The following is a 15,599-nucleotide window of genomic DNA, read 5'->3' as shown; positions in this document are numbered from 1 at the left end:
ACTTTCCCTGTAAGCTGCAAGTTCAAGGTGTGACGATCCGCACGGTGCCCGAGGCCTCGACGACCCCGTCCAGCGTGCGGTTGGTGGCGTTGGCGACGACCCGCACGGCCTCGCCCTTCGAGCCGCCGGCGAGCGCGCGGCCCGCGGCGGTGATGATCAGCGGACCGCTGACGATACGGATCGTCACCGGCTCGCCGCGACGAACCATCTGCGGCCGCATCAGGTCTGCCTGGCGCACCACCGTGCCTGCCGGCAGGTTGCGCGCGGCTTCCATGCCGGCGGCCTGATCGATGGTGAGCGCGCCGCGCGCCGAAGCGGCGGGGCGCTGCTCGACCGAGAAGTCGCCCGCCTCGATGCGATCGCCCTTCTGCACGGCATGGCCGAGCACGGCGACGGGCACGTCCTCCGGCGAACCGAAGGCGAGCAGCGCGAGGCTGAGGAGGTTCATCATCAGCGCAGCTGGCTGGTGGTGGCCAGCATCTCGTCAGCGGTCTTCACGACGCGGCTATTCATCTCATAGGCACGCTGCGCGGTGATCAGCGCAGTGATTTCGGCCACCGGATTGACGTTCGAGGCCTCGACAAAGCCCTGCATCAGCGTGCCGAAGCCGGGATCGCCCGGGGCGCCGGCGATCGGCGCACCCGAAGCGGCAGTCTCGAGGAACAGGTTGCCGCCCTTGGCCTCCAGGCCGCCTTCGTTGACAAAGGTGGCGAGCTGGAGCTGGCCGAGCGTCTGCGGGGTGGGATCACCGCCGCCGAGCACGACATCGACCTGACCGGTCTTCGAGACGGTGACGCTGACGGCGTTCTGCGGCACGGTGATGCCCGGCTGGACCGGGAAGCCGTCCGAATTCACCAGCTCGCCCTGGTCCGACACGCCGAACGAGCCGTCGCGGGTATAGCCGGTCGAACCGTCGGGCAGCGTGATCTGGAAATAGCCATGGCCCTGGATCGCCATGTCATACTGGTTGTCGGTCTGCTGGACCGAGCCCTGCTCGTTGATCCGGTAGATCGCGCCGGTCTTCACACCCGAGCCGATCTGAATGCCGGTGGGGCTACGGGTCTGCGCGCTGGTCGACGAACCGGGACGCACGACCTGCTCATAGAGAAGGTCCTGGAACTCGGCGCGCTGGCGCTTGAAGCCGGTGGTGTTCATGTTGGCGATGTTGTTCGAGATCACATCGACATTGGTCTGCTGTGCGAGCATGCCCGTCGCAGCGATGGAAAGCGTACGCATGGTTCAGTTCCTTGTGCTTAGGGCGCCCGTCAGCCGACCCGGCTGAGCTTGTCGATTGCCGACTTGCGCATGTCGTTCATGCTCTGGGAGAGGTTCTGGCTCGTCTGATAGGCGCGCAGGATCTCCACCATGTCGGTGGTTTCCTGGATCGCATTGACGTTGGAGCCTTCGATGCCGCCGGCCATCAGATGCGTCTCGCCCGCGGGCAGCTCACGGCCGCCGGTGCCGTTGAAGAGGCCGTCGCCGCGCGGATCCACGCCCGCCTCGTCGAACTGCGTCACCGTCAGGCGACCGAACGGGCCACCCGGACCGTTGATCGTGCCATCCTTGCCGATCTCGATCTGGTTCGCCGCCTCGGCCGGGATGACGATCGGCTTGCCGCCCTCGCCCAGCACCTTGTTGCCGCTCGAGGTGGCAAGCTCGCCGCTCGGCAGCATCTTGAGCTGCCCCGCGCGCGTATAGGCAGTCGAGCCGTCAGGCGCCTGGACCGACAGATAGCCCTGCCCTTCGATCATCACGTCGAGCTGGTTACCCGTTGGCTGGAAGGCCCCCTGGCTGAAATCATGGACCGCGCCATAATCGAGCACGAACGAAGTCTGCTTCGCAGGCTTCACCGCGCTGTCGGTCTTCTCCACATATTCGCGGAAGACCGGCTGCTCGCGCTTGAAGCCAACCGTGTTCATGTTGGCGAGATTGTTCGCCGCCACGTCCATGCGACGGCGAAGCGCCGTTTCCTGGCTGAGCAGCACATAGGAAGAAATGTCCACCGGACGTCCCTCAAAAAGTTCGCACTAGGCAACAATTGCCGGGCGCTCCTCCTATAATAGAACGAAATGCACCGACGCGGTGTCGGCGTGCAGATTTCGGAAGGTCACCAGGGAATGTCGTCTCCGGAAATCATCGAGGAGGGCGCGGAGGCTGCGAAGGCAGCCAAGCCCAAGTCGAAGAAGAAGCTCATCATCATCGGTGCCGCGGCAGGCGTTCTGCTGCTCGGCGGCGGCGGTGGTGCCGCCTTCATGTTCTCCGGCTCGAGCGCCAAGGCTGAGGAAGCCAAGAGCGAGCATGGATCGAAGACGGAAGCAAAGAGCGCCGAGGGCGGCCACGGCGAAGGGACCGAGAGCGGCAAGGACGCATTCCTCGACGTGCCCGCGATGATGGTGAACCTGCGTTCTCCCGACGGCCAGGCCCGCTTCCTCAAGCTCCACTTCATGATCGTGCCCGGCGACGGCGTCGCCCCGGACGACCTGAAGGAGAAGTTGCCTCTGGTGCTCGACAGCTTCCAGCCCTTCCTGCGCGAACTGCGCCCCGAGGACCTTTCCGGCTCGGCCGCCGTCTTCCGCATCAAGGAAGAGATGATGGTTCGCGCCACGGCCACGCTCGGCGACGGCCAGGTGAAGGACATTCTGATCCAGGATCTGGTGCAGCAATGATCGATCTCGAGGATTTTGACCTCCCCGATCCCCCCGCCCCTCCGGGCGATATGGGCGGCGGCAGCTTCGACCAGGCCGATATCGACGCGCTGTTCGGCGATTTCGGGCCCACGGTCGGCAAGAAGGGCCTTCGCGCCGTCATCGAGTCCAAGGTCATCAGCCACGAGCGTCTGCCGATGCTCGAAGTGGTGTGTGACCGCGTCGTCCGCACCTTTGCGAGCTCGATGCGCAACCTGACTTCGGACGGCGTGGACGTGAGCCTGGAGGAAGTGACCTCCACCCGCTTCGGCGAGTTCATGAACCGGGTCGCGCTGCCGGCGATGGTCGGCGTGTTCAAGATCGAGGAATGGGAAAGCTACGGTCTCGTCACTGTCGATTCCGGCCTAATCTACTCGGTGGTCGATGCATTGCTCGGCGGTCGCGGCGGTGGTTCGCCGGTGGTCATCGACGGTCGCGCCTTCACCACGATCGAAACCGGCCTGGTATCGCGCATGCTGAGCCTGGCGCTCGCGGACTTCTCCGAGGCCTTCGCGCCGATCGAAGCCGTGAACATGAACCTGGAGCGCATCGAGACCAATCCGCGCTTCGCCGCGATCGCGGGCGTCTCCAACATCTGCGCCACCGCGACCTTCCGGGTCGATATGGACGGGCGCGGCGGACGGTTCACCCTGGTGTTCCCCTACGCGACGCTCGAACCGGTGCGCGACAAGCTGCTCCAGCGCTTCATGGGCGAGAAGAGCGGCCGCGACAGCATCTGGGAGGCCCATATGGCCGCCGAGGTGCGCAAGACCAACGTGTCGATGAGCGTGCTGCTCGGCGAGAAGGCCATGTCGATCGCCGACTTGCGCAGCCTCGAGATCGGCCAGACCATCGCGCTCCACAAGAGCCCCGACGACGCACTCGATATTGCCTGTGGCGGCGTGAAGCTCGCCCAGGGCCAGATCGGCCAGCGCAGCGGCAAGGTTGCCGTGCGCCTGATCAACGACGTTTCCTCCGACAAGAAGGTGAAGCAATGAGCATCGCGCTACTCGCCAATGTGCTGACGATCATCCTGTGCATGGCCGTGCTCGTGCAGAGCGTGCGGATGATGAAGAGCCTGCGTACCGTGAAGGACGGCGCGCTCACCCAGGTCGTCGAGGCTCTGCAGGTCGCCACCGTCCAGGCCCGCGCCGTGCTTTCGGACATGAAGCATACGCTCGGTACCGATTGCGCCCGCCATGCCCAGCTGGTCGAACGCGCCCGGGAGCTGCGGGACGAGCTGAGCCTGATGACGGGCCTGGCTGATTCCGCGGCCGAGCGGATCGTCAGCGCGGTCGGCATGGCCAATGCCCAGCGCCATGCCCGTGAGGACGCCGAGACAGTCGAGACCGACAGCGAAGGCGAGACTGCGGCTCCCGTGGCGGAAGCCGCGTAATGGCCCGCCCTTCCCTCCTCCTCCTCACCGCCGGCGTCGCCGGGATGGCGGTGGTCGCCAATGCAGCGACGATCGCCACCGGGCAGCAGGACAGCAGCGCAAACACCACGCGGCTGGGCAATGCGATCACCCAGGACATGAACGACCGCGACGCCGCCGCCGCGCGCCGCAAGCGCGGGCTCGACCTGCGCGAGCAGGCGGCCAAGGCCGCCACCGCGCGGCTCGCCGCCGATGCCGAGGCACGAAAGAAGCAGGATGAAGCGCAGCAGATGGCGGGCGGCCCCAGCGGCGCCCCCGGCGCGCCGAACCCGGCGGACTCGCAGTTCGACGAGCTGGCCCGGATCTACCAGGCGATGAAGCCCAAGGCCGCTGCAGTGGTCTTCGAGCAGCTCGACATGGAAGTGCAGATGAAGGTCGCGCAGCGCATGCGCGAACGCTCGACCGCGATGATCATGGCCGCGATGACGCCCAAGGGTGCCGCGTCGCTGAGCATGGCATTGGCTCGCCGCAACGCCGGGCACGCTCAGGCCCAGCCCCAGGCTACGCCCCGCCAGGCGACCGGCCCGGCTCAGGCTGCACGCCGCTAAGCTGAAGCACAAAGAAAAGGGCCACCCCGGCGCCGTGCCGGGGTGGCCCTTTTCTTTTGCGTCTCGCGAGCCGCTCAGCCGGTGCGGGCGTCGACCTCGACGATCAGCACGCGGACCAAGCCGGGCTCCGCCTGCTTGAGTGCCGCAGTAAGGTCGTGATCGAGCTGCTGCGCATCGACGGCGCGCAGTGCCGAGGCATTGAGCCGCGCGAACTCGAGGCCGGCTGCGACCGTCGCGGCGCGCAGAACCGGCATCTCGCCATTCAGCTTGGTGGCCGCTTCCGCCGTGCCGGCATCAATGACCAGCTTGAAGCGCAGCACGCCGTTGACCCGGTCCGCGTCGATGATCGGCACGGTGACTTCTTCCATCGGCACGAGGTGCAGCCCCTCGCCCGCGGCGCCGCCGCCGGAGGCAAAAGCGCCGCCACCCGGCATCGGCAAAGCCGCAAGCCCAAGCGCTACCAGCGTTTCGCGTCGCAAAATCATGCCCTCCGATATCGGTACATGGCGCCGCGCGGGCGCCCATCACTCTATAATAGAATGAAATCAGTGAGCAGGTGACGAGTTGAGCCACGATCAGCGCCCGGGAAAGATGCGTGTCGTCAGCGATGGGGGGCATCCGAATGTGCGGACCACCATCGAGGGCACCGCGGAAGTCGTCAGGCCCCGCCCGGCTCCCGTCGCGGCACCGGCCAAGCCGGCACTGCCGATGATGCCGGCCATCCTGTTCCTGCTCGCCTGCATCGGCGGCGGCATCGCCGTCGTCGTCATCCGTCCGTTCGGGCTCGGCTGATGCGCAGCTTCTTCCTCATCCTTGCCGCCGGTACCACGACGGCGCCCGCCACGACCGCACCGACGGTCCATGGCGGCGATGCCGCGCATGCCGCGGCCCCTGCTCCCGCGCCCGCCGCCGGCGCCACGCCGCCGGCGACCATCCCGAGCGTCGCCCTGCCCCGCTTCGCCGCCACGCTGGCACAGATGCCGATGATCACCGGCGGCGACGGCTGGAGCGGTGTGACCGGCACCGAAGCGTGGCACCAGCTCGCCACCGCCACGCCCGACACCCGCCAGTCGGTCCGCTGGAGCTATGCCAAGGGCCTGATCGCCGCCGAGCGCGGTGCCGAGGCGCTGGGCGTGCTCGAGGCGATGCGCCTCGCCGATACCGACCTCGCGCTCGTCGCGCCCTATCAGCTTGCCCGCGGTGCGGCGCTGACCATGCTCGGCCGCGATGCCGAAGCGGTGGAATCGCTGAGCAGCGCCGAGCTTGTCGGCAATCCCGAGGCCTGTGCCTGGCGGATGCGCGCGCTTGCCCATTCGGGTGCGGCGGCCGAAGCCGTCGGCCAGATCGAATGCGCCCGGGTGGCGATCAACGCCCGCGCCCCGCGCGACCGGGTGGACTTCATGCTGGCCGCCGCGGGCGCCGCGATCGATATCGGCCAGCCCGACCCGGCGCTGCAATGGCTCGGCCTGTTCAGCGACCGGAACCCCGATGCGAACCTGCTTCGCGGCAGGGCACTGCTCGCGAAAAACGACCTCGCCGGCGCACGGCTGAGATTCGAACGCGCGGCGCTGACCGGCTCATCCGAGGTCAAAGCGGGCGCAAAACTCGGTACGATCCAGGTTTCGATCGACGGCCACGCGATCAGCCCGGCCGACGCGATCAAGCAGCTCGACGCGCTGCGCTTCGGCTGGCGCGGCGGCCCGGTCGAGCGGCGCGCGCTGACCATCGAATATGGCCTGGCCAAGGAAGCCCAGGACCTGCGCACCGAGCTGAAGAGCGGCGCCACGCTGCTGCGTTATTTCAAGCTCGGCGCCCAGGCCGGCCCGATGCTCGCCGAGCTCCAGCAGGCCATGATCTCGGTACTGGCTCCGGAAAGCGGCATACCGCTGCCCCAGGCGGCCGGCCTGTACTGGGACTATCGCGAACTGGCCCCGGCGGGCGGCGACGGCGACCTGCTCGCCAACCGGCTCGCCGACCGGCTGCAGACCGCGGGCCTCTACGCCCGCGCCGCCGAACTCCTCACCTACCAGCTCACCCAGCGCGCGCAGGACGTCGCGCAGGGCCCGCTGTCGGTGCGCGTCGCGACGCTGCAGATCCTCGCCGGCCGCCCCGACCTGGCGCTCAAGGCCCTGCAGAACAGCGAACAGCCCAGCTATTCCAACCAGATGCGCTGGGACCGCAAGCGGATGGAAGCCGTGGCGCTCCACCGGCTCGGCAAGGACGATGCCGCGGCAGCCGCGCTGGACGGCGTGCCGGACGGCGCGGCGGTGCGTGCCGAGATCCACTGGCGCACCCAGGACTGGGGCAGCTTCGTCACCGAGAGCGAGAAGAGCCTGCCCGCCGCCAAGGGCGCGCTGGGCGCGCCGCAACAGGCGGCCGTGCTGCGCTATGCCGTGGCGCTGGCGATGACCAATCGCGAGGACAAGCTGCGCGCCCTGCAGGGCCGCTATGCCGCCGCGTTCAAGGGCCTGCCCAGCGCCGGCGCCTTCGACATGCTGACCGCCAGCATCGACAGGATCGATCCCGCCAAGCTGGACGCCGCGATCGCCGCGATCCCCGAGGCGAGCCCGGCCGGCGCGATCGGCGACCTGCTCGACGCGGGCGGCTGAGGGCGCACCGCGATCGTAGCGGATCCCCGGCGAAGGCCGGGGTTCAGAGTCACGAGCGATACTGCAGAGAAGCCCCGGACCCCGGCTTTCGCCGGGGATCCGCAGGTATCGGTGGGCTGCGCCCGCCTATTCGACATGAAGAAAGAGCGGCCGGGACTGGATCCCGGACGGATCCAGCCAATCATGCGAAATCCTACATTACAAGGAACTGGTGCTCCCCGGCGGAAGCCGGGGCCCAAGGCCACAAGCGACACCGCAGAGAAACCCTGGGCCCCGGCTTTCGCCGGGGAAGCAATGGCGGCGAACCGAGCCCAAACGGAAAAGGCCGGGCATCGAGCCCGGCCTTTCCTGACCCATCCCTTTGCGGGAAGGGAATGCTTACTTCAGATAGTTGGTCAGGTTCAGGCCCGAGAGCTGGGCGAAGACCGAGTAGCTCGCCTCGAGCACGCTCTTCTGCTGGGCGAGGTCGATCGCGACCTGGCCGAGATCGGCGTCCTCATTCTCCTGGATCACGTTCTTCAGAACCAGTCCGCGCTCCTCGCCGCGCGAGGCGAGCGTGTCGACCTGGTTCTGCTTGCGGCCGTTCTCCGCATTGACGGCACGCAGATCGCCAAGGCCGGTGTCGATCTGCGACACCGCCTGCTTGATCGAATCGAGCTGGGCGTCGGTGAGCTTGGTGCCGATCGCGCCAGCCGCGCCGAGCGTGCGGAACGCCTCGTAGAGATTGGCGCCGATCTCGCTGGCGCCGACGCCATACTTCACGTCCACGCCGTCTGCGACGCGGGCATTCGCCTTCACAGTGTCGTTGTGGAAGGCACTGGCACCCGGCGTGGCGGCCGCATCGGCCAGCGTGTTCACCGAGAAGGGCGCCTGATCGATCTGGCTGCCGGCGAACAGCGGCGTGCCGCCTTCCGACGCGTTGAGCGAGGTGCGGAACTGATCGAAGGCAGTCTGGATCGCTTCCTGGAGGCCGGCGGAATCGCCGGTGCCGACCGCGTTCATCAGGCTGGAGCGCAGGTCCGAGGTCGCGTCCTCGATGCCTTCCATGTTCGCCTGGTAGAGCGAGAGGGTGGTACCGACGCGCTTCGAGACGGTGGACTGGGCTTCCTGGCGCGCGAGCAGCGTGTGCGCCGACAGGTTGCGCACGGACTCGGTGCCGAGATCGGCGAAGGTCGCGGCCTTCTTGCCGGTCGAAAGCTGGGTCTGAGTCGCTGCGAGCTTCTCCTGCGCACGCATGATCGCGCTGGACATGGTGCTCTGGAGCGGAATGGTGGCGACGCGGGTCATGGGTCTTCCCTTCTTTCTGGCCCTTAGCGGAGCATGCCGAGGAGCGTGTCGTACATGTCGTTGGCGGTGGTGATCACCCGCGCGGCGGCCGAATAGCTGTTCTGCAGCACGACCATCTGCGAGAGTTCCTCGTCGATGTTGACGCCGGCGAAGCTGTCGCGGCGGTTGATCGCATCGGCACTGCGCGCCGAGGCATCGGCGAGCCGGCCCTGGGCCTGGCTGGCATCGAGGCCGATCCGGCCCATCAGGTTGCTGGCGAAGGCATCGACCGTCGACTTGCCGTCCTTGCCGAGATCGATCGCGCTGCCGAGCTTGTTGACGAACGCGGTCGCGCCGCGCGTGTCGCCCGAGCCGAGCGCCTTGGCGCCGACCGCGACATCCTGCAGCTGCGCAAGGCCGAGCTTCTTCGGATCGGCGAGGATCTCGGGGCGCACCTCCGCCATGCCGAGCCCGCTCGATGCCCCGGTGAGGTTCATCATCTGCGAGAAGGAACGGCCGGTGCCGAAGCGATTGGTCGAATCCGCCGGGATCGACAGCGTCGCACCCGCGACGTTCGCCGACGGCTGGAAGCGCATGCGCCCGGCATCGTCGAGCGAGAAGGTGCCGAAATTGGCGAGCGGGCTGGCGTTGAGGTCGTTGACCATGTCGCCGACGGTACCGCCGGCGGCGGGCGACAGCGTGTAGCTGGTCAGGGCCCGGCCCGAGCTGTCGCGCAGCACGATCTGCGCGGTCTCGCCCGCAGCAAAGCCATGGGGGTCGCCAGTTGCGAGACCCGAGGGGACCAGCGAACTGCTGTCGCTGCGGACGAGGTCGTTGAGACCGAAGAACTGCGAAACGCCCTGCCCGGCGCGCGCGCTGGGCTTGGTCGCGTCCTGGCCGACGGCCACGCCGTTGCCCGCGCCGGTGGCGCTGATGCTGAGCGTGCCGTTGACGAAGCTCGCCGTGCCGGCGCCGCCCAGGCCAGCATTGATCGCGTTGACCATGTCGTCGACCGTCGCGGTCGGGCCGAGCGCGTCGAAATCGATCTTGGTGCTGGCGACGAGCGTGCCGTCGGCCTTGGTCACCGCGAAAGTGGCCGCGCCGGTGAAGCCCAGCCGGTCCGCGCCGACCAGGCCGCTGTTGCGGCCGGTGAGGCTGGCGGGCGGCGGCACGGTGCTGTTGGCGTTGGAAACCGCGTTGAGCGCCTGGGACAGGCCGGTGAACAGCGTACCCAGCTGCTCCTGGACCGCGGGCAGCGCGCGATCGCGCAGATCGAGCAGGCCGCCGAGCTTGCCGCCGATCGCGGCGGAATCGATCTTGTCGCCGGTCGCCGCGTCGGGCTGGGCCAGGCGGATCTCGATCGGGGGATAGGTAGCCTGCGAAACCGACCCGCTGCTGGGATAGGAGAGCTGGCGCAGGCGCTTGTCGAGCAGCGTCTGGCCATTGCCGGTCTCGATCGAGACGCGGCCGTCCGGCTGATCGCGGATGGTGACCTGCATCAGCCCGCTCAGCTCCTGGAGCGCGCTCATCCGCTGGTCGGCCGCGCCGCCGGCGCTGCGGCCGAGCCCGGTCGCCTGGGCAATGGTGCCGTTCAGGTCGTGGATGCGCTGGAGCAGCGAATTGATCTTGTCGACCGAATAGCCGACTTCCGACTCCACGTCGGCACGCAGCTGGGACACGTCATTGTCCATCTGCTGCATCGAAGTGATCGCGTCCTGCACGTCATTGGTGAACTGTGCCACCGTCTGCGTGGAGGCGAGCGAGCCCGTCATCGCCACGGCCGAGGCCGAGACGGCGTCGAGGCGCGCCGGGAGGCCCGAAGAAGCCCCCGGCTGCCCGAGCAGCGCCTGCATGCGATCCAGATAGTTGGAGACCACTTCCGAGCGGCCGAGATCGCCCGCCCGAGTATAGACCGTCGCTTCGAGGAAGCGGTCGGCGACGCGGGTGGGCTCGCCCACCACCACGCCGCTGACCTGCCCCGCGACCACGCCCGTGGTGAGGCTGACGCGCTCGCGCGCATAGCCGGCCACTCCGACATTCGCGATGTTGTTGGAAACCGAGCGAAGTCCGGCCTGAGCAGCTGTCAGGCCGGAAATCGCGGTACCGAGAATGTCGTTGAGCGCCATGATCCCCTGCGTTCAGTTAGAGTTTTAGCGCTTCAGGTCGCTGACTTCGCGCAGCATGTCGTCGACCGTCGTGATGATCTTCGACGACGCGCTGTACGCACGCTGGAAGCGGATCATGTTGGTGAACTCGCTGGCGAGATCGACCGTCGATGCTTCGAGCGAGTTCGGCGCGATGGCGCCCGCACCGAGTTCACCCGGCTCGTTCAGCGTGAAGCCGCCCGAGGTACGGCTGGCGGTGTAGGCGTTGCCCGACACGCGGGTGAGGCCATCCGGGTTCTGGAAGGTCGCCAGCGGGAGCTGGAACACCGCACGGGTGGTGCCGTCGTCGAACACCGCGTTGACGACACCGTCCTTGGTGATTTCGATCTGCGACAGATTGCCCAGCGTGCCGCCATCGGTGTTGCCCGAGATCAGCGAGCTCGGCTGGCCGAACTGGGTAAGGCCGTCGATCTTGCCGTCGCTGCCCAGTTCGAGCTTGATCGGCACCGAGGACGCCTGGTTGGCATAGGTGATGTTCAGCGCGCTGTTCAGCCAGCTGCCCGACGGGAGGTCGAGGCTGCCGTCCGGCTTGAAGTTGACGTCGCCGCCGGCGATGAAGCCGTTGGTGCTGGCGACAGGCGGGGTCACGCTGGTGTCCATGACGTCAGCGGCCGGGACGGAATAGACTTCCGCCTTCCACGCATTCGGGCCGGTCTTGATGAAGGCCATGTTCAGCGTGTGCGAACCGCCCTGCTGGTCATAGACAGTGAACGAGCGCTGGAACTGGTTCTCGGTCTTCGGCGTGTAGGTGTTGTCGGCCGCATACTTCGCCAGGTCGCCGGTGGCGTAGGTGGCAGCAGCGGGCGAAACCTCGGTCGCGGTGTTGAGGTTGATACGCGCCTGGATGCGCGACGTCGCCGCCGCGGTGCCGGTCAGGTCGCTGACGCGGATCGCTTCCAGGTCGTCGATATTGCCGGTGTTGTTGTACTTGCCCTCGGCATCGAGGCGATAGCCGTACAGGTACAGGCCGGTCGCCGGGTTCTTCAGGAAGCCTTCCTCATCGGCGCGGAACGAGCCGGCGCGGGTGAAGGCGACCTCGCCCTGGCCGCCCGAGGCGGTGCGGGTGACGAAGAAACCCTTGCCGTCGATGGCAATGTCGGTGCTGCTGCTCGAAGCCTGCATCATGCCCTGCTTCGAGATCATCGCGGTCGGCGCGGCGACGACGCCGCCAGCCGAATAGCTCGAACGGGCACGGCCGTCCGTGACCATCGTCTTGAACTGGGCTTCGACGCCCTTGTAGCCGATGGTGTTGATGTTGGTGATGTTGTCGGCAACCGCTGCCATCGCGCTGGACTGCGCGTTGAGACCGGAAACGCCGGCATAGAGAGCGGAATAGAGGCTCAAGACGAATACTCCCTCGATGCCCGCGAAACGCGCACGGGCCCACGCCCCAATTGTAGGATGAGCGCGGCGCCGACCCCAACAAAGGCGCAAATAAGATTCGATGGGCAAAAATTGCCGGGTGCGCGCACGCTACCCCGCAAACACATCCTATAATGCAGCCAAACGAACGAAAGGCTGTTTCCCAATGCTTCGCATCACGCTTCGCGATGGCGAGAAGGCAATCGTCAACGGCGCGGTGATCCGTGCGGTGGGCCGCACCCAGATCGCCGTGGAGAACAAGGTGTCCATCCTGCGCGGGCGCGAGATCATGCGCCCCGAGGAAGCGACCACCCCGGCGCGCCAGCTCTATTTCGCCGCCATGCTCGCCTATATCGACCCGGCCAGCCGTGACAGCCACCACGACGCCGTGGTCGGCCTGGTCGGCGCGCTGATCGCCGTGCTCGGCACGCAGGACGCCAAGTCGGCCTGCATCCGCTTCGCCAGCGAGATCGCCCAGGGCGAATATTACAAGGCACTGGCCACCGCGCGCGACGTGATTGCGTTCGAGGACGCCGTCATCGCCCAGCAGGCCGCCTGAGGCTATAAGGTGCAGACGCTCGCCAGCGCAGCCCGTGCGATCCGGGACATGATGCCCGATCGCCGCTTCGGCCGCGTCGTCGCGGTTCGCGGCGCGCTGATCGAAGTGGAAGGGCTCGCCGGCGCCGCGCAGATCGGCAGCCGGATCGAGATCACCGCGCCCAACGGCATCGTCCAGGCGGAAGTGACCGCGCTCGACCGCGAAGTCGCCTTGTGCCTGCCGTTCGTCGACCCGCAGGGCGTGGGCCTGGGCGCGCGCGCCGAGCTCGGCGCCGGCCAGTTCAGCGTCCGCCCCTCCCAGGCCTGGCTCGGCCGAATGATCAACGGGCTCGGCCAGCCGGTGGACGGGCTCGGCTCGCTCCCCAATGGCGCCGACCCGCAGCCGATCAAGGCGCCGCCGCCCGCCGCCGCCAACCGCGCCCGCGTGGCCGAGCGGATCGAGACGGGCGTGCGCACGCTCGACCTGTTCGTGCCTTTGTGCCGCGGCCAGCGCCTCGGCCTGTTCGCCGGCTCGGGCGTCGGCAAGTCGGTGCTGCTGTCGATGCTGGCGCGCTGGACCCAGTGCGACGTGGCGGTGATCGGCCTGATCGGCGAGCGCGGCCGCGAAGTGCAGGAATTCATCGAGGACGATCTCGGGCCGGAGGGCATGGCCCGCTCGGTCGTCGTCGTCGCGACTTCGGACGAGCCGGCGCTGATGCGCCGCCAGGCCGCCTGGACCACCCTCGCCGTCGCCGAGCATTTCCGCGACCAGGGCCTCAACGTGCTGTGCCTGATGGACTCGGTCACCCGCTTCGCCATGGCGCAGCGCGAGATCGGCCTCGCCAGTGGCGAGCCGCCGGCGACCAAGGGCTATACCCCCACCGTCTTCGCCGAGCTCCCCCGCCTGCTCGAGCGCGCCGGCCCCGGCGAGCCGGGCAAGGGCATGATCACCGGCCTGTTCACCGTGCTCGTCGATGGCGACGACCATAATGAGCCGGTCGCCGACGCGGTGCGCGGCATCCTCGACGGCCATGTCGTGATGCGCCGCGCGATCGCCGAGCGCGGCCGCTATCCGGCGATCGACATCCTCAAGTCGGTCTCGCGCACGCTGCCGCACTGCATGAACGACGAGCAGAACGACATCCGCGTCGGCGCCCGCAAGCTGCTCTCCACCTATACCGACATGGAAGAGATGGTGCGGCTGGGCGCGTACAAGGCCGGTTCCTCGCCCGAGGTCGACCGCGCCGTCGCGCTGGCACCCGAAATCGAGAAGATGCTCAACCAGGGCAAGAACGACCAGGGCAATGCCGACGCCGCCTTCGCCGCGCTCGGCGAGATCGTCGCGCTCAGCATGGAGATGATGGAGCAATGACTCCGTTCGACACCGCCCTGAGGGTCCAGCGCCGCGAAGTCGATGCCGTGAAGGTGTCGATCAGCGTCGAGATCGAGACGATCACCACGCTCAACAGCCAGGCGCACGCCCATGACCTGCGCATGCGCGAGGAGCGTGCGCTCGCCGCCATCGTGCCGATCGCCAGCGATGCATGGCGGCTGCGGATGAAGGCCGAGCGCGCCCGGCTCGACCACCAGGCGCAGCTCGCCAATGTGCGCCTGACCTCGCTGCGCGCCCAGGCCGTCGAGGCCTATGGCACGATGCGCGCGATCGAAGGCGCCGCCGGCCGCTTCAAGGACGAGGCCGAGCGCGTCGCCGCCGGTGCCGAACAGTCGATGATCGACGATATCGCCGCCGCCAAGCTGGTGATCGCCCGCCGCAATGCGGAGCGCAGCGCATGATCCCGCGCGCAGATCTTGCCTCGCTGAGCCCGGCCAACCGCGCCAAGGTGATCTACAGCGAGGCCCAGACCGAGCTTGCCAGCCGGTTGTGGAAGGCCGCGCTCGGCGATGGCGACAAGGACGACCGCAAGGGCAATGGCATCGGCCAGAACGGCCTTTCCGGCGATTCGCTGCTCGAGCTGCTCGGCAAGCAGAACGGAGTGCAGGCCGGCGCCGCACAGGGCTGCCACTGCGCCTGTGCCTGCTCCTGCCACCAGAAGCCCGCCGCCAGCGCGAGCTTCGCCAATGACTGCGTCGAGGACCTGCGCGGCGCGATCGGCGATGCCGCCGAGCAGAGCAGCCGCAAGATGGCCGCGATGATGAGCACCGGCGCGACCGTATCGGTTGCCAACGGCGCCGTGGTTTCCGGCCTCGCGCTCGGCGCCAATACCCGCTTCGCCCCGGCCCTCGCCATGGCCGAGGCGCGCACCGGCATTCCCGCGACCGCGCTTGCCGCGATCGTCGACGCCGAGGCGGCCAAGGGGCATGACGGTGTCTGGAACACCATGTCGCGCAATCCGCGTTCCAGCGCGGCGGGGCTTGGCCAGTTCCTCAGCGGTACCTGGGAGCAACTCGCCGAGACTTCGGGCACCTGGCTGAACCAGGTCGCATCACAGAATGGCTGGCTCGACGGGCGCGGCCAGGTGCAGCCCGGCGCGCGCAGCGAGCTGCTGGCGCTCCGTTATGACGGCCAGGCATCGATCCTGGGCGTCGCCGATCTCGCCAAGATGAACCTCACCCGGCTCGAACAATCGGGCATCCGCGTCAACACCGATGCCGAGACCCTGGCCAAGTCGGCCTATCTCTCGCACCATCTCGGGCTGGGCGATGCGAAGAAGTTCCTCGCCGGCGGCATCGAGGCCGGACGCGCCCGCATGCTGCTTGCCGCCCAGATCGGCGGCGGCGCGGCCGATCAGCGAATCGCCGCGGCAGGCAATGCCACCCAGGCACATCGCCAATGGCTGCTCGGATTCATCGATCGTCGAATCCGTCCGGAACAATTCGCCGGCTAAATTATTTTTATCCTATAATGCTGGCAGCGGCGCCTTTCAGGCGCCGATATCCCCATAAAAATACATATTTACCGTGTTTTACCATGTTGAGAGTTCCGTAGGGGAAACCTCCTGATTGGTAGGACTACATATAGGAATTTAAGGGTT

17 protein-coding genes are annotated in these 15,599 nt (G+C 67.7%); 10 read left to right on the top strand and 7 right to left on the bottom strand.

Translation table 11 applies throughout. From position 1 onward, the window contains the following. Window positions 1-22: 22 nt before the first annotated feature. From flgA to flgF, 3 genes are read right to left on the bottom strand one after another with little or no spacing between them, the layout of a single operon-like run. A complete protein-coding gene (gene flgA, locus AC1RJ5_RS20325) occupies window positions 23-451 on the bottom strand; it encodes a flagellar basal body P-ring formation chaperone FlgA (protein ID WP_493115384.1) in 429 nt (142 codons plus the stop codon). Then, window positions 451-1,236: a flagellar basal-body rod protein FlgG gene (gene flgG, locus AC1RJ5_RS20320; RefSeq protein ID WP_493115382.1), complete on the bottom strand. Its 786-nt coding sequence runs from the start codon at window positions 1,234-1,236 to the stop codon at window positions 451-453. The genes flgA and flgG overlap by 1 nt, the downstream gene beginning before the upstream one ends. 29 nt (window positions 1,237-1,265) lie before the next feature. Continuing rightward, complete coding sequence (gene flgF, locus AC1RJ5_RS20315) at window positions 1,266-2,003, bottom strand: flagellar basal-body rod protein FlgF (RefSeq protein ID WP_269576146.1); 738 nt, start codon at window positions 2,001-2,003, stop codon at window positions 1,266-1,268. A 114-nt stretch (window positions 2,004-2,117) separates the two neighbouring features. Here flgF and AC1RJ5_RS20310 point away from each other — a divergent pair, with 114 nt between their 5' ends. From AC1RJ5_RS20310 to AC1RJ5_RS20295, 4 genes are read left to right on the top strand one after another with little or no spacing between them, the layout of a single operon-like run. Beyond that, window positions 2,118-2,666 carry a flagellar basal body-associated FliL family protein gene (locus AC1RJ5_RS20310; protein ID WP_342251624.1) on the top strand — a complete coding sequence of 183 codons (549 nt, stop codon included), beginning with the start codon at window positions 2,118-2,120 and terminating at the stop codon, window positions 2,664-2,666. Beyond that, window positions 2,663-3,682: a flagellar motor switch protein FliM gene (fliM, locus tag AC1RJ5_RS20305; RefSeq protein ID WP_269576148.1), complete on the top strand. Its 1,020-nt coding sequence runs from the start codon at window positions 2,663-2,665 to the stop codon at window positions 3,680-3,682. The genes AC1RJ5_RS20310 and fliM overlap by 4 nt, the downstream gene beginning before the upstream one ends. Then, window positions 3,679-4,080 (top strand): DUF6468 domain-containing protein, encoded by a 402-nt coding sequence (locus AC1RJ5_RS20300; RefSeq protein WP_184168651.1) that lies wholly within the window; start codon window positions 3,679-3,681, stop codon window positions 4,078-4,080. The genes fliM and AC1RJ5_RS20300 overlap by 4 nt, the downstream gene beginning before the upstream one ends. Next, window positions 4,080-4,667 carry a MotE family protein gene (locus AC1RJ5_RS20295; RefSeq protein WP_493115380.1) on the top strand — a complete coding sequence of 196 codons (588 nt, stop codon included), beginning with the start codon at window positions 4,080-4,082 and terminating at the stop codon, window positions 4,665-4,667. The genes AC1RJ5_RS20300 and AC1RJ5_RS20295 overlap by 1 nt, the downstream gene beginning before the upstream one ends. A 74-nt stretch (window positions 4,668-4,741) precedes the next feature. Here the strand turns inward: AC1RJ5_RS20295 and AC1RJ5_RS20290 are convergent, their stop codons facing one another. Further along, window positions 4,742-5,152 carry a hypothetical protein gene (locus AC1RJ5_RS20290; protein ID WP_493115379.1) on the bottom strand — a complete coding sequence of 137 codons (411 nt, stop codon included), beginning with the start codon at window positions 5,150-5,152 and terminating at the stop codon, window positions 4,742-4,744. A 139-nt stretch (window positions 5,153-5,291) separates the two neighbouring features. On the opposite strand from AC1RJ5_RS20290, the gene AC1RJ5_RS20285 reads away from it, so the two are divergent. After that, on the top strand, window positions 5,292-5,459 hold the full coding sequence (locus tag AC1RJ5_RS20285; protein ID WP_269576152.1) for a hypothetical protein: 168 nt from the start codon (window positions 5,292-5,294) through the stop codon (window positions 5,457-5,459). Next, a complete protein-coding gene (locus AC1RJ5_RS20280; RefSeq protein ID WP_493115377.1) occupies window positions 5,459-7,276 on the top strand; it encodes a hypothetical protein in 1,818 nt (605 codons plus the stop codon). Before AC1RJ5_RS20285 ends, AC1RJ5_RS20280 begins: the two co-directional genes overlap by 1 nt. Before the next feature lie 378 nt (window positions 7,277-7,654). Here the strand turns inward: AC1RJ5_RS20280 and AC1RJ5_RS20275 are convergent, their stop codons facing one another. From AC1RJ5_RS20275 to AC1RJ5_RS20265, 3 genes are read right to left on the bottom strand one after another with little or no spacing between them, the layout of a single operon-like run. Beyond that, window positions 7,655-8,563, bottom strand: coding sequence for a flagellin N-terminal helical domain-containing protein (locus AC1RJ5_RS20275; protein ID WP_269576154.1), 909 nt, complete (start codon window positions 8,561-8,563; stop codon window positions 7,655-7,657). 23 nt (window positions 8,564-8,586) lie between these two features. Continuing rightward, window positions 8,587-10,668 carry a flagellar hook-associated protein FlgK gene (locus AC1RJ5_RS20270; RefSeq protein WP_269576155.1) on the bottom strand — a complete coding sequence of 694 codons (2,082 nt, stop codon included), beginning with the start codon at window positions 10,666-10,668 and terminating at the stop codon, window positions 8,587-8,589. A 24-nt stretch (window positions 10,669-10,692) separates the two neighbouring features. Continuing rightward, window positions 10,693-12,051 carry a flagellar hook protein FlgE gene (locus tag AC1RJ5_RS20265; protein ID WP_269576156.1) on the bottom strand — a complete coding sequence of 453 codons (1,359 nt, stop codon included), beginning with the start codon at window positions 12,049-12,051 and terminating at the stop codon, window positions 10,693-10,695. Between the two features lie 184 nt (window positions 12,052-12,235). On the opposite strand from AC1RJ5_RS20265, the gene AC1RJ5_RS20260 reads away from it, so the two are divergent. The 4 genes from AC1RJ5_RS20260 to AC1RJ5_RS20245 are packed head-to-tail and all read left to right on the top strand — an operon-like array spanning window position 12,236 to window position 15,452. Continuing rightward, window positions 12,236-12,628, top strand: coding sequence for a flagellar biosynthesis repressor FlbT (locus AC1RJ5_RS20260; protein WP_269576157.1), 393 nt, complete (start codon window positions 12,236-12,238; stop codon window positions 12,626-12,628). Between the two features lie 9 nt (window positions 12,629-12,637). Next, window positions 12,638-13,978, top strand: a complete 1,341-nt coding sequence (gene fliI / locus AC1RJ5_RS20255) for a flagellar protein export ATPase FliI (RefSeq protein WP_269576158.1) — start codon at window positions 12,638-12,640, stop codon at window positions 13,976-13,978. Next, window positions 13,975-14,400, top strand: a complete 426-nt coding sequence (locus AC1RJ5_RS20250; protein ID WP_184168660.1) for a hypothetical protein — start codon at window positions 13,975-13,977, stop codon at window positions 14,398-14,400. The genes fliI and AC1RJ5_RS20250 overlap by 4 nt, the downstream gene beginning before the upstream one ends. Beyond that, window positions 14,397-15,452: a peptidoglycan-binding protein gene (locus AC1RJ5_RS20245; RefSeq protein ID WP_342251261.1), complete on the top strand. Its 1,056-nt coding sequence runs from the start codon at window positions 14,397-14,399 to the stop codon at window positions 15,450-15,452. The genes AC1RJ5_RS20250 and AC1RJ5_RS20245 overlap by 4 nt, the downstream gene beginning before the upstream one ends. Window positions 15,453-15,599: the final 147 nt, after the last annotated feature.

It is taken from the genome of Sphingomonas sp. GW822-FHT03G08, assembly GCF_058801135.1.
The sequence above is the reverse complement of the archived record's forward strand: the minus strand, read 5'-3'. Positions and strand labels throughout refer to the sequence as shown.